General features: G+C 33.8%; 11 protein-coding genes. 6 read left to right on the top strand and 5 right to left on the bottom strand.

What is annotated here, in order from left to right; translation table 11 throughout:
* Window positions 1–30: 30 nt before the first annotated feature.
* The 4 genes from MUA37_RS10455 (at window position 31) to MUA37_RS10440 (ending at window position 4,359) form a co-directional block, all read left to right on the top strand.
* Window positions 31–987, top strand: coding sequence for an ABC transporter ATP-binding protein (locus MUA37_RS10455; protein WP_142019807.1), 957 nt, complete (start codon window positions 31–33; stop codon window positions 985–987).
* A complete protein-coding gene (locus tag MUA37_RS10450) occupies window positions 984–2,498 on the top strand; it encodes an ABC transporter permease/substrate-binding protein (protein WP_232192362.1) in 1,515 nt (504 codons plus the stop codon). Before MUA37_RS10455 ends, MUA37_RS10450 begins: the two co-directional genes overlap by 4 nt.
* A 188-nt stretch (window positions 2,499–2,686) precedes the next feature.
* Window positions 2,687–3,742, top strand: a complete 1,056-nt coding sequence (hisC, locus tag MUA37_RS10445; protein WP_002508892.1) for a histidinol-phosphate transaminase — start codon at window positions 2,687–2,689, stop codon at window positions 3,740–3,742.
* A gap of 80 nt (window positions 3,743–3,822) precedes the next feature.
* Window positions 3,823–4,359 (top strand): 5' nucleotidase, NT5C type, encoded by a 537-nt coding sequence (locus MUA37_RS10440; protein ID WP_002508891.1) that lies wholly within the window; start codon window positions 3,823–3,825, stop codon window positions 4,357–4,359.
* Window positions 4,360–4,408: 49 nt separating this feature from the next.
* Here the strand turns inward: MUA37_RS10440 and MUA37_RS10435 are convergent, their stop codons facing one another.
* From MUA37_RS10435 to MUA37_RS10415, 5 genes are all read right to left on the bottom strand, one after another.
* On the bottom strand, window positions 4,409–5,347 hold the full coding sequence (locus MUA37_RS10435) for a diacylglycerol/lipid kinase family protein (RefSeq protein ID WP_002508890.1): 939 nt from the start codon (window positions 5,345–5,347) through the stop codon (window positions 4,409–4,411).
* Window positions 5,348–5,485: 138 nt separating this feature from the next.
* Complete coding sequence (locus MUA37_RS10430; RefSeq protein WP_262624576.1) at window positions 5,486–6,988, bottom strand: peptide MFS transporter; 1,503 nt, start codon at window positions 6,986–6,988, stop codon at window positions 5,486–5,488.
* Between the two features lie 383 nt (window positions 6,989–7,371).
* Window positions 7,372–8,886: a peptide MFS transporter gene (locus MUA37_RS10425; RefSeq protein ID WP_103388062.1), complete on the bottom strand. Its 1,515-nt coding sequence runs from the start codon at window positions 8,884–8,886 to the stop codon at window positions 7,372–7,374.
* Window positions 8,887–9,167: 281 nt separating this feature from the next.
* Window positions 9,168–9,668 carry a preQ(1) synthase gene (gene queF, locus MUA37_RS10420; RefSeq protein WP_002508887.1) on the bottom strand — a complete coding sequence of 167 codons (501 nt, stop codon included), beginning with the start codon at window positions 9,666–9,668 and terminating at the stop codon, window positions 9,168–9,170.
* Window positions 9,669–9,692: 24 nt separating this feature from the next.
* Window positions 9,693–10,583 carry a DMT family transporter gene (locus MUA37_RS10415; protein WP_262624575.1) on the bottom strand — a complete coding sequence of 297 codons (891 nt, stop codon included), beginning with the start codon at window positions 10,581–10,583 and terminating at the stop codon, window positions 9,693–9,695.
* 676 nt (window positions 10,584–11,259) lie between these two features.
* Between MUA37_RS10415 and nrdI the strand changes: the two genes are divergently transcribed.
* Complete coding sequence (gene nrdI, locus MUA37_RS10410) at window positions 11,260–11,658, top strand: class Ib ribonucleoside-diphosphate reductase assembly flavoprotein NrdI (protein ID WP_002508885.1); 399 nt, start codon at window positions 11,260–11,262, stop codon at window positions 11,656–11,658.
* Window positions 11,621–13,726 carry a class 1b ribonucleoside-diphosphate reductase subunit alpha gene (gene nrdE, locus MUA37_RS10405; protein ID WP_002508884.1) on the top strand — a complete coding sequence of 702 codons (2,106 nt, stop codon included), beginning with the start codon at window positions 11,621–11,623 and terminating at the stop codon, window positions 13,724–13,726. The genes nrdI and nrdE overlap by 38 nt, the downstream gene beginning before the upstream one ends.
* The last annotated feature ends 85 nt before the right edge of the window (window positions 13,727–13,811 follow it).

The raw sequence follows: 13,811 nt of genomic DNA, 5'->3' as shown, positions 1-13,811 counted from the left end.
TATTTCGAAATGAAAATGAAGGTGACAGTTATGATAGAATTTAAAAACGTAACAAAGCGTTATGGTGAGAAAACAGCAGTTGATGATGTGTCGTTTAACATTGAACAAGGGGAGTTCTTTGTGTTGATCGGCCCTTCAGGTTGTGGGAAGACTACCACTTTGAAAATGATTAATAGATTAATATCATTGACGAATGGTTATATATATTTTAATAGTAAACCGATTAGTGATTATCCAATATATGAAATGCGTTGGGATATTGGCTATGTTTTACAACAGATCGCTTTATTCCCACATATGACAATAAAAGAAAATATTGCTCAAGTGCCACAAATGAAAAAATGGTCAGAACAAGACATAGAACAGCGTGTGGATACATTACTTGATATGGTTGGTTTAACGCCAGAGCAATTTAAATACCGAAAGCCTGATGAGTTATCGGGTGGGCAAAGGCAACGTGTAGGTGTTATTAGAGCATTAGCAGCAGATCCACCCGTTATCTTAATGGATGAACCATTTAGTGCATTAGATCCTATTAGTCGTGAAAAACTGCAAGATGATTTAATCGAATTACAACGTAAAATTAAGAAGACAATTGTCTTTGTTACACATGACATTCAAGAGGCAATCAAATTAGGGGATCGTATTTGTTTATTAAATGAAGGACGAGTCGAGCAAATTGATACACCTGAAAACTTTATGAAACATCCCAAAAATGATTTTGTGAAACAATTCTTAGGTCAACATATACAGACATCACCTACAATAGCATCTATATTACCTTATTTAAGTGAAGCGGAAGTGTCACCAGCTACAAACGCTCCAACGTTAAAGAGTACGGCTAAAATAGAAGAAGCGTTTCAGTTATTAGCACAATATGACATGATAACCATTATTGAGGCAGAGTCTAAGAAGAATTACCAATTGCATCGTAAAGATATGTTTACTTACTTAAATAAGCAAAATAAAGGGGGAGTGTTACAATGAATGCTTTAATTGAGACATTCTCGGAACGTAAAGGCGAACTATTGACGACGATTGTTGAACATATACAGTTATCCTTTATTGCTTTGTTGATAGCAGCTTTAATAGGGGTACCATTAGGTATACTATTAACTAAAACGACTAAATTTGCAGAAGTGGTAATGAATATCGCAGCGATTTTACAAACGATACCGTCTTTAGCGTTGTTAGGATTAATGATCCCATTATTTGGTATCGGCAAAGTACCTGCTGTAATTGCGCTTGTTGTATATGCATTGTTACCTATTTTAAGAAATACATATACAGGGATAAATGAAGTAGATTCATCTCTCGTTGAAGCAGCAAAAGGGATTGGTATGAAACCGGGTAGAAGGTTAGCAAAGGTTGAATTGCCAATAGCAATGCCCGTGATTATGGCTGGTATTCGTACTGCTATGGTTTTAATTATCGGCACAGCGACCCTTGCCGCACTAATCGGCGCAGGTGGACTGGGTGATTTGATTTTACTAGGTATCGACCGCAATAATTCAGCATTGATTCTTATTGGTGCTATTCCAGCTGCATTATTAGCCATAATTTTTGATATTGTACTACGGTTTATGCAACATTTATCTTATAAAAAATTAGTGATGTCATTAGCTATTATCTCTGTTATTTTAATACTAGTAATTATTGCACCGTTACTTGCTAATAAGGGTGATAAGGTAACAATAGCAGGTAAATTAGGCTCAGAGCCATCTATAATTACAAATATGTACAAAATTTTAATTGAAGATAATACGGATGATACTGTCGAAATTAAAGATGGTATGGGCAAAACATCATTTTTATTTAATGCTTTAAAATCTGATGATATTGATGGATATTTAGAATTTACAGGTACAGTATTAGGTGAACTGACGAAAGAAGATTTACAATCTAAAGAAGAAAGTAAAGTTTATCAACAAGCAAAAACGAGTTTAGAGGACAAGTTTGATATGACGATGTTAAAGCCAATGTCATATAATAATACTTATGCGTTAGCAGTAAAACGTGATTTTGCTGAAAAGCATAACTTAAAATCAATTGCTGATCTTCAAAAAGTAGAAGACCAATTAAAACCTGGTTTTACGTTGGAATTTAATGACCGAAAAGATGGTTATCCAGCTGTTAAAAAAGCTTATGGTTTAAATTTAAATAATATTAAAACAATGGAACCTAAGTTAAGATATCAAGCCGTTGAAAACAATGATATTAATTTAATTGATGCGTATTCAACTGATGCTGAATTAAAACAATATGATATGGTTGTTTTAAAAGATACGAAAAAAGTATTCCCACCATATCAAGGTGCGCCAATGTTTAAAGAATCTTATTTGAAAGACCACCCAGAAATCAAAGACCCATTAAATAAACTAGCTGGTAAAATTACAGACGAAGAAATGCAAGAGATGAACTATCAAGTTACCGTTAAAAAGCAAGATCCTTATGAAGTGGCTAAAAACTATTTAGAAAAACATAACTTGGTTGACTAAAATTACAAGATTCAAATATTTTGCTGAGATTAGCTATATAAATTCTACTAGCAATGTTGCATGTAGAACGCTAGTCTCAGCATTTTTTAATTAATGAGAGTAGATTGCTTTTCAACAGATTAAAGCGTTATAATAGTGGATAAGTTTTGAAATTTTTGTAGTTAATATGAAGGAGGACCGATGCAACGATGAAAAAGCAAATCGAACAATTATCAGCGTATCAACCAGGTTTATCACCACGTGCATTGAAGGAAGAATATGGTATTGAAGGAGAATTGTATAAATTAGCATCTAATGAAAATTTATATGGTCCATCACCCAAAGCCAAAGAAGCAATTCAAGCCAATGTGGACGAATTATGTTATTATCCAGAAACTGGTTCTCCATTACTTAAAGAAGAAATCAGCAAAGCATTAGACGTAGCACCATCACGAATTTTATTTGGAGCAGGTTTGGATGAAGTTATTTTAATGATTTCACGAGCAGTATTAACACCAGGTGATAAAATTGTGACGAGTGAGATGACTTTTGGCCAATATTATCATAATGCTATTGTAGAATCGGCAAATGTAGTACAAGTACCATTACAAAATGGACACTTTGATTTAGACGGTATATTAGCACAAATTGATAATGAGACAAAATTAGTGTGGCTTTGTAATCCAAATAACCCTACAGGTACATACTTTACACATGAGGAATTAACACACTTTTTACAAAATGTACCAAGTCACGTTCCAGTTATTTTAGATGAAGCTTACGTTGAATTTGTTACGGCCAATGACTTTCCAGATGCCTTAGCGTTACAAAAAGAATTTGCTAATGCCTTTATTTTACGTACATTTTCTAAAGCATATGGACTCGCAGGTTTACGTGTAGGCTATGTTATTGCTTCAGAGGAAGCGATAGAACAATGGAATATTATTCGACCACCATTTAATGTAGGACGTTTATCAGAATATGCAGCTTTAGCAGCTTTTAAAGATCAAGCATATTTACAATCTATTCAAGAACGTAATGCAAATGAACGTGAGAAATTTTTTGAGCTACCACAAAGTAAACATTTTTATCCAAGTCAAACTAATTTTATCTTTGTTAAGACCGATAAACCGCATCAATTATATGAAGCGTTACTAAATGTAGGATGTATTACTCGTGAGTTTCCAAATGGTGTGAGAATTACTATTGGTTTCCCAGAACAAAATGAAAAAATGCGTGAAGTATTGCAACAGTTTGAGTTTTAAGAGAGTCTTAAGTATAGTTAAGGTAGTATAAAAGTTTGGTATTTTGAGTTAAATGAACGAAAAGGGAGAAGAAGAATAAGATGACGAGACAATCAATCGCTATTGATATGGATGAAGTGTTAGCAGACACTGTAGGAGCACTAATTAAACGTGTCAATGAACGTACAGATTTAGGTATCAGCTATGATATGTTAGACGGTAAAAAATTACGTCATGCTATGCCAGAACACGATGGTTTATTGACAGAAATTTTACGCGAACCAGGATTTTTTGGTCAGCTAGAGGTTATGGCTCAAGCACAAGAAGTAGTGAAGAAGCTAACTGCATATTATGATGTTTATATTGCAACAGCTGCGATGGACGTACCGACATCTTTCCATGATAAGTACGAATGGTTGCGAGAGTACTTTCCATTTTTAGATCCACAACATTTTGTGTTTTGTGGTAGAAAAAATATTGTGAATGCAGATTATTTAATTGATGATAATCCACGTCAACTTAGTATTTTCACTGGAGAACCAATAATGTACACTGCATCGCACAATATTAATGATGATAGATTTACTAGAGTAAATAACTGGCAAGATGTAGCAGATTATTTCCTTGGAAATAAATAAAAAGTAAGGACAGTGTAACTCGTAAAAGTTGCACTGTCCTTTTATGTTGTTAGTTGGCATCTGTATTAACTGTAGGTGAAGTTAATGTCAGTATACGTACTGCACTTGGGATAATTTCTATTTGTAGTGGTGTTGTTAAAGCAATCTCACCATCAATATCTACTTGATGTGTATCGTCAGTACTGATAGTAATTTGTTTTGCTGGGATATGTTGGATACCCTGAGAAATATTATTCCAGTTCATACTATCGCGTTGTTTAAAAACATCAGTAAAGACGCTGAATTTTTGGTTATCAAAAATAAAAACATTTAAATAGCCATCATTAGGCGATAGATCCGTCATAGGTATTCGATTGCCTCCGATAAAGGGGCCATTTGCTACGAGAATCATTGAAGATTCATCTTCAAGCTTTTTGCCATCTACATTAAGCGTATAGTTGACATATTCAGGATTCACTAATGTTTTGACTGTAGACCCTACATAACTCAATTTACCGAAGACATCTTTGTTGCCTTGTTGCACATTTAAAGCATTTTGAACTATTAAACCGAGACCTGCAAAATTTAAAGCATAACGATCGTTCACTTTCATCACATCATATGGTTGTGGAGTTGCATTTTGAAGTTGTTGACTCGCTATTTTATACCGTGGATCCAAGTTAAGCGTTTTGGTGAAATCATTAAACGTACCTCCTGGGATAATGGCAAGTGGCACATCTAAATTATGTTGTAAAACTCCATTGATGAGCTCATTGACTGTGCCATCTCCGCCTAAAATAAATAATATATCGACATCTGTACTATAGTCTCCAGTTTTTATTTGTGCGCAATATTTAATAATATCACCTTCATGCTCACTTAGCTGAATTGATAGATGTTTACAAAGAGGTGTTAGTGATTTAACGACTTCACCTAAGCCTTCATGGATAGCTTTAAGACCGGAACCTTTGTGGTAAAATAGAACACCGTGATTATATTGAGTTGTCATGCATGAGCCTCCCTAGAAATCATAGTTATCGTTACTATTGTACAGTACATTGTGAATAACACAAAAATAAAACACTGCAAAGTATAGATACTTGCAGTGTTTTAATATATTACAATAATTTTATCAGTTATAAGAGCGTTATCTAATACCTCTCATCGCTTTTACAATTTTAGGCACAAAGGCTAAAACAATAAGGCTGATGATAATGGAAATAGCTCCTAAGAATAAAAAGTAATTTTTATAACCAAGTGGTTCAATTAACTTAACTAATGTTCCGTTTATGGCTTGAGCAGTAGCATTAGTTAATAACCATAAACTCATCATTTGTGAATTGAATGCTTTTGGTGCTAATTTCACAGCAGCACTATTACCTGTAGGTGATAGACATAGTTCACCAATAACACAAATGATATAAGATAAAATAATCCAGTTAACACTAAATGTAGCGCCGGCAGTATAACTTACTAAGGCAATCATTATGTAAGAAAGACCAGCTAATATAGCGCCTAATACAAATTTTGTTACCAAACTAGGTTGATTTCTAGCCATTTTCCTCCAAATTAATGAAATCACAGGTGCTAGTAACACGATAAACAATGGATTAATTGATTGGAAAATGGCTGGTCCGAATCCAGTTTGCCAGCCAAAGATATTTAAAGTCATATCACTTTGTTTTAATGCGAAAATATTTAAAACATTCGCACCTTGTTCTTGAATAGACCAGAAAAGCACACCTAAAATGAACAATGGTATAAATGCTTTGACACGAGAACGTTCGTCATCTGTAACGTCTTTACTACGAATCATAATTGTGAAGTAACAAATTGGTAACACAATACCAAGAACTAACACTGCTGTACTAATAATGTTAAATGATAGTGTTCCTGTAAGTCCTGTGATAAGTAAGACTAGTGCAATAATAAGTCCAATTGCAACAAACAAGATTGTATATTTTTTCTTCTCACTCGCTGATAAAGGATTAGTAGCTTTAACACCAATATCACCTAAATTTTTACGGTTGAACAATACATACCATACTAAAGCTAAAGCCATACCAAATGCGGCGATTAAAAAGCCTGTGTGGAATTTCCCGCTGTCAACAAATTGGTTTAAGATTAATGGTGAAATAAGTGCACCCATGTTGACCGACATATAAAAAATAACGAACCCAGCATCAATACGTTTATCATTTACTGGATAAAGTCGTCCAACAATGTTAGAAATATTAGGTTTCATTAAACCAGAACCAACTATGATGAAGAACATAGATGTAAATAGACCAGTCATGCCGATCGGTAAACTTAAACAGACATGCCCGATAATAATAAAGACAGCACCATATAAGTTAGCAGCACGTGTCCCAGTAATACGGTCTGCAACCCAGCCACCTAGAACGGATGTCATATAGATTAATGAGCCGTATACGGCCATGATTGATTGAGCAGTACCTTCATCAATGCCTAAACCGCCATCTTTGATTGAAAAGTACATATAAAATAGTAATAACGCACGCATGCCGTAATAGCTGAATCTCTCCCAAAATTCAACGAAAAATAATACACCAAGACCACGTGGATGTCCAAAGAACCCGTGTTGAGGAACATTCGGAACGTCTTGATTTTGGGTGTTATCGTAAGCCAAGTAACATCCCTTCCTTTCTCCCTAAAAAAATGTATAAAAGAAATTTTACGCTTAAACAAAATTAATTTCAACAATATTCTAAAAATAAAAATATTCAAAATATTCAGTTTTTTAATGCGTATAATTAATATATGTTTTTATTTAATTTTAAACAATATGTGATTACGCCTAAGTAAAAACGAAACAATATAGTTACTAGAATGTATGAGTGAATATCATAATAATGGCAGTGGCAATCTGTGGGGAAAATCACTAGTTGGAGACTAAATAGGTTAAGGGAGTGCCCGCGGAAAACTTGCATAAAAAAACTGCCAACAAAGTCAGAGACTTTGTTGGCAGTAAGAACTGACTAACATAAATTAGTCAGTTGTATTAATTAGTGACTAGTAGACACCTTTCATACCACGTTTTACAATTGGCGAAATGAATAATAATAAAATACCAATCACAATCGCAACGATGCCTGAGTACATGAAGTAATCACTTTGATTTATTTTTGTATAAACTACAACGAGTTGTGCATTTAAACCTTGCGCCGTAGCATTACTTAACATCCATAAGCTCATCATACGAGCAGTAAATGTTAATGGTGCAAGTTTAGTAGATGTTGATAAACCTACTGGAGAAATACATAATTCACCGATGGTAATAAGTAAGAAACTTAATACTAACCACAATGGATTAACTAACTCCACACCACTTTGTAGCGGAATAATCATAACAATATAAGATAGACCGGCGATGATTGTACCATAAGCAAACTTATTTACTGTTGGTGGATTGTGTTTACCAAGCTTAACCCATAATGTTGCAAAGACAGGTGCAAGTAAGACGATGAAAATTGGATTTAATGATTGTGCCCATGAAGCTGGGATTGAAAAATCAATTAACCCACCTGTTAATTCAGACATTTCTAATTGTGTTTTTTTATCTGCGAAAGAGGCTAGGATAGTAGATCCTTGCTCTTGAATCATCCAGAATGCTACAGATGCTATGTATAATGGAACATAACTCCATACACGAGATTTTTCGTCTTTCGTTACTTGTTTACTCACTAACATATTCACAACAATATATATTGGTAATACAATGCCTAGGAACGTAATAAGTACACTGAAATTACCTAGTGTTAATGCGTTGTTTAAATGTAAAATAAATAGATAGAGACCAAATAAAATTAATACTATAACAGTGATAAGTGCTACACGTTTAATTTCTGGTTTAGTAAGTGGATTAGGTACGTTTAATCCCGCTAAACCTAAATTCTTTTTACGTTTAACTGCGTACAAAATTAACCCACAAAGCATACCAATAGCAGCAATTAAAAAGCCACCGTGGAAGCCAAAGCGTGTTTGGACGTAACCAGTAAGTAATGGTGAAATCAGAGCCCCTAAATTGATTCCCATATAAAATAATGTAAATGCTGCGTCTCTTCTAACATCATTGCGGTCATATAACTCTCCGACCGTTGTTGAAATATTAGGTTTTAATAATCCTGTTCCAGCGATGATAAAGAGTAATGCAATCATTACAAGTGTGAGATTATTCGGAAGCGATAGTAATATATGTCCAATCATGATGAGGAACCCACCATAGAAAACTGCATGTTGAGTGCCGGTAATACGGTCAGCAATCCAACCTCCAATAATACCAGACATATAAATTAAAGTTCCATAAAGTGCAACAATTTGTAATGCAACAGCTTCATCTAAACCAAAGCCGCCATCAGCAACACTATAGTATAAGTAATAAACTAATATTGCTTTCATACCATAGTAACTGAATCTCTCCCAAAACTCAGTAAAGAATAAAGTGCTTAGTCCTTTAGGATGACCGAAGAAACCAGTCCGCGGTGTGCTTTCCATAATTTCTTCGTGACTATAATTATTTTTTTTCATAATTTCCCTCCCCATAAATGGTTGAATTTATTCTATACTTTTAATAACGAAAAGACAAGAAAAATTTAAAGCGATAACATTTTATAATGAAGGAATTGTAAATTATAAAAAAAGTTGGGATAGAAATATCTCTGTGGGAAAAGCATTAGCCGAAGACTACAGGCTGAGTCAGTGCCCACGGAAAGCACGCACAGTTAAAAATAAAGAGGACTAATCCAAATTAAGGATTAGTCCTCTTATTTTGAGAATGGGATTCATGTCCCAGTCGCTTTCGGGTTAGTTTAACGATTATCTATTTTTTCTGGATAAAGGTCATGATTCATTAGGCGATGTTCTGCCATTGTTGCATATTTAGTATCAGGTCGACCGTAGTTCGTATATGGGTCGATGGAAATACCTCCACGTGGAGTGAATTTGCCCCATACTTCAATATAATGTGGGTCCATTAAATCAATTAAATCATTCATTATAATATTCATACAATCCTCATGGAAATCTCCATGATTTCTAAAGCTAAATAAATATAATTTTAGAGATTTTGATTCTACCATTTTAATGTTAGGTATATAAGAAATATAGATCGTCGCAAAATCAGGCTGTCCTGTAATAGGGCAAAGTGACGTGAATTCCGGACAATTAAATTTAACAAAATAGTCACGTCCAGGGTGTTTATTGTCAAATGATTCTAATACGTCTGGTCTGTAATCAAAGTCATACTTATTATTTTGGTTACCTAATAAGGTAATATCTTGTAATTCATCAGATTTGCGTCCTTCAGTCATAAAAATGTCTCCTTTGTATAACATTTATTTCGTCGTTTGTGATTGATTTTCTTGCGTTGCTTCTATTGGTTGTCGTCTTGCTTTTTCAAACATATAATAACTTGCTGCAATAATTATGACATAACCTAGAGTAGCGTACATATCAGGTGATTCTCCGAATAATACGAAGCCGAAAAAGGCAGTAAAGATGATTGATGCATATGTGAAAATAGATATATCTTTGGCAGGGGCATAACTATAAGCTAGTGTTATACCAATTTGACCAACTGCAGCAGCTAAACCTGCACCGATAAGGTACAATACTTGTAACCAAGACATAGGCTCATAGGTAAACAGTGTGAAAGGTATTAAGGCAACAACAGAGAAGAGTGAAAAATAAAATACAATCGTATAGGGTGCTTCTCTACTACTTAATGCACGTACACACGTGTAAGCACTGGCTGCAAATATGCCAGAGAATAAACCACCTAGTGCAGGGATCATTGCAGAAGAAAATTCAGGTTTTACTACAAATAACATACCAACAATTGCCACAATCATAGCAATGACTTGATATCTTCGTACTTTTTCGTGTAAGAATATTAAACTAAGTAATATCGTCCAAAAAGGGTTTAACTTCATTAATGTATCTGCATCACTTAACAGCATATGATCGATGGCATAAATATTAAGCAAGACACCGATTAGTCCTAAAGTAGAACGGATAATTAATAAAGGTTGACTGCTTAATTTGCCAAAAAGTGGTTGTTTGTATTTATAAATAAAAAATAACGGAATAAATAATGATGCTAAGTTTCGAGCAAGAGATTTTTGAAAGACTGGTAAATCTCCAGCTAAACGAAAGAAGACTGACATAAAACTGAAGCCTATAGCGGAAATTAATATCGCTATAATACCTTTTACTTTGGGATTCAATTATATCGCCTCATTTGCAAAATTTTAACGTATTCATATTAGCACAATTTTAATGATAATGTACATAAGTAGTTGCGTTTAATCAAAGAATGTATTATCCTTTAATCGAACACATGTTCTTGTTTTTGAGGGTAAATCTGAAAATAAATTATGTTGTGATTTAATCTGCGTGAAATTCATTAATTTTATTATTGAGCGACGAGGTATGAGAAAACGCACAGTATCAAGAGATTAACATTGTTTCGAAAAAGCAATTAAAAAGCCTTAAAATTTAATAAAAAAATCTTTTCTCAGAAAAAAGGCAATTTAAACTTGGAATGGTGCCATTTGTTAGTAGTTCGGTGAAATTTTACAAAAGCATTGCCCTTTAAAAGTGACAATTTATTATGTATAATTAAACACATAATATAGTATTAAGAATTACAGACAAACACAATATGTTGTGTTTTTGGTTTGTATATCGCATATATAAAAGCACCACAATTAAGTAATTTAACACCCAGACATATGGTGAAAACATGACAAATTAAGCATTATTACTATTTAAATGTTGATTTACATACAGTGCGATAGCTACTAACAAACACTATATGTTGTGCTTACCTATGGATAGAAGCAAGCGAACATTTATAATTGAATTACAGCTTAGCAATGATTTTAGAAAGTAGGTGGTCCAATGAAGGTCGTGTATTTTTCATTTTCAGGTAATGTGAGACGCTTTATCAAAAAAGCAGAACTTGAAAATACAATGGAATTAACACAGTTAAATTGTTCTGAACGCATAAACGAACCGTATATATTGGTCACTGGGACGATTGGTTTTGGGGAAGTGCCTCAACCAGTACAATCATTTTTAGACACAAATAGTGATTTATTAAAAGCAGTTGCTGCAAGTGGCAACCGCAACTGGGGACAAAATTTTGCGAAAGCAGGCCGTTCTATTGCAGAACGTTTCCAGGTACCGCTTTTGATGAAGTTTGAAGTACAAGGTACATCTAATGATGTGACCGAATTTAAAGATAAGGTGGGGCAATTCTATGAAGACTATGGACGAGAAGAAATACAATCACATTGAATTAAATAATGAAGTTACAAAACGTAAAGATAATGGTTTTTTCAATTTAGAAAAGGATCAAGAGGCTTTAGCCGTTTATTTAGAAGAAATTCACGACAAAACAATATATTTTGATACAGAGCTTGAACGTTTACATTATCTTGTAGATAATGATTTTTATTTTGACGTCTTTGCAAAATATTCAGAAGCAGATTTAATCGAAATTACTGAATTTGCTAAAAGTATCAATTTTACTTTTGCAAGTTACATGTCAGCAAGTAAGTTCTATAAGGATTATGCCTTGAAGACCAATGACAAATCACAGTATTTAGAAGATTATAATCAGCACGTAGCAATTGTGGCTTTATATTTAGCTAATGGTCATAAAGCTACAGCAAAACAATTTATTTCAGCGATGATTGAACAACGCTATCAACCAGCGACTCCAACTTTCTTAAATGCTGGTCGTGCGCGTCGTGGTGAGTTAGTATCATGTTTTTTATTAGAAGTAGATGATAGTTTGAATTCAATTAATTTCATTGATTCCACAGCTAAACAATTAAGTAAAATTGGTGGTGGTGTGGCTATCAACTTATCTAAACTACGTGCACGTGGTGAAGCAATCAAAGGTATTAAAGGTGTAGCTAAAGGTGTCTTACCAGTTGCTAAATCATTAGAAGGTGGATTTGGTTACGCAGACCAACTTGGACAACGTCCAGGCGCAGGTGCTGTATATTTAAATATTTTCCACTATGATGTTGAAGAATTCTTGGATACGAAAAAAGTTAACGCTGATGAAGACTTACGTTTATCAACAATTTCAACTGGTTTAATCGTACCTTCTAAGTTCTTTGACTTGGCTAAAGAAGGTAAAGACTTTTATATGTTTGCACCACACACAATTTACAATGAATACGGTGTGACATTAGATGACATTAACTTAGATGAATATTACGACGATTTAGTAGCGAACCCTAATGTCGATAAAAAGAAAAAAGATGCGCGTGAAATGTTAAATATGATTGCACAAACACAATTACAATCTGGTTATCCGTATTTAATGTTTAAAGATAATGCTAATAAAGTACATGCTAACTCTGATATTGGTCAAATCAAAATGAGTAACCTATGTACTGAAATTTTCCAATTACAAGAAACATCTATTATTAATGATTACGGTACAGAAGATGACATCAAACGTGACATCTCTTGTAATTTAGGTTCCTTAAATATTGTGAACGTAATGGAATCAGGTAAATTTAAAGATTCAGTGCATACAGGTATGGATGCTTTAACTGTAGTTAGTGATGAAGCGGATATTCAAAACGCACCAGGCGTTAAAAAAGCAAATAGTGAGCTACATTCAGTTGGCTTAGGTGTTATGAACCTACACGGCTATTTAGCTAAAAACAAAATTGGTTATGAATCTGAAGAAGCTAAAGATTTTGCAAATATATTCTTTATGATGATGAATTATTATTCTATTGAACGCTCAATGGAAATTGCTAAAGAACGTGGGGAAACTTATAAAGACTTTGAACAGTCAGATTATGCAAATGGTAAATATTTTGAGTTTTATACTTCTCAAACATTTGAGCCACAATACGAAAAAGTTCGTAAGTTATTTGCAGATTTAACTATTCCAACAGCAGAAGACTGGAAAGCTTTACAACAACAAGTTGAAACACACGGTCTATTCCATGCTTATCGTCTTGCGATTGCACCAACACAAAGCATTTCATACGTTCAAAATGCAACTAGCTCAGTAATGCCAATTGTTGATCAAATCGAACGTCGTACGTACGGCAATGCTGAAACGTTTTATCCAATGCCTTTCTTATCACCAGAAACTATGTGGTATTACAAATCAGCATTTAATACAGACCAAATGAAATTGATTGATTTAATTTCTACAATTCAAACTCACGTTGACCAAGGTATTTCGACAATTCTTTATGTTAACTCAGAGATCTCTACACGTGAGTTATCTAGATTATATGTATATGCACATCATAAAGGATTAAAATCACTATATTATACACGTAATAAGTTATTAAGTGTCGAAGAATGTACGAGCTGTGCAATTTAATCGTTAAACGATAAGTCTGTGTGATATAGCAGAGGTTGGTCTAGTACTGACCTCTGCATCTCATTGCATAAATTAAAAATATACA

Source organism: Staphylococcus arlettae (assembly GCF_025560845.1).
GTDB lineage: Bacteria > Bacillota > Bacilli > Staphylococcales > Staphylococcaceae > Staphylococcus > Staphylococcus arlettae.
This window is presented reverse-complemented; position numbering and strand designations above follow the sequence as displayed.

Coding starts and splice junctions, on each gene's coding strand:
- hisC (WP_002508892.1), top strand. CDS start 2,687: ATGAAAAAGCAAATCGAACAATTATCAGCGTATCAACCAGGTTTATCA.
- nrdE (WP_002508884.1), top strand. CDS start 11,621: ATGAAGACTATGGACGAGAAGAAATACAATCACATTGAATTAAATAAT.
- MUA37_RS10450 (WP_232192362.1), top strand. CDS start 984: ATGAATGCTTTAATTGAGACATTCTCGGAACGTAAAGGCGAACTATTG.
- MUA37_RS10455 (WP_142019807.1), top strand. CDS start 31: ATGATAGAATTTAAAAACGTAACAAAGCGTTATGGTGAGAAAACAGCA.
- nrdI (WP_002508885.1), top strand. CDS start 11,260: ATGAAGGTCGTGTATTTTTCATTTTCAGGTAATGTGAGACGCTTTATC.
- MUA37_RS10425 (WP_103388062.1), bottom strand. CDS start 8,886: ATGAAAAAAAATAATTATAGTCACGAAGAAATTATGGAAAGCACACCG.
- MUA37_RS10435 (WP_002508890.1), bottom strand. CDS start 5,347: ATGACAACTCAATATAATCACGGTGTTCTATTTTACCACAAAGGTTCC.
- MUA37_RS10440 (WP_002508891.1), top strand. CDS start 3,823: ATGACGAGACAATCAATCGCTATTGATATGGATGAAGTGTTAGCAGAC.
- queF (WP_002508887.1), bottom strand. CDS start 9,668: ATGACTGAAGGACGCAAATCTGATGAATTACAAGATATTACCTTATTA.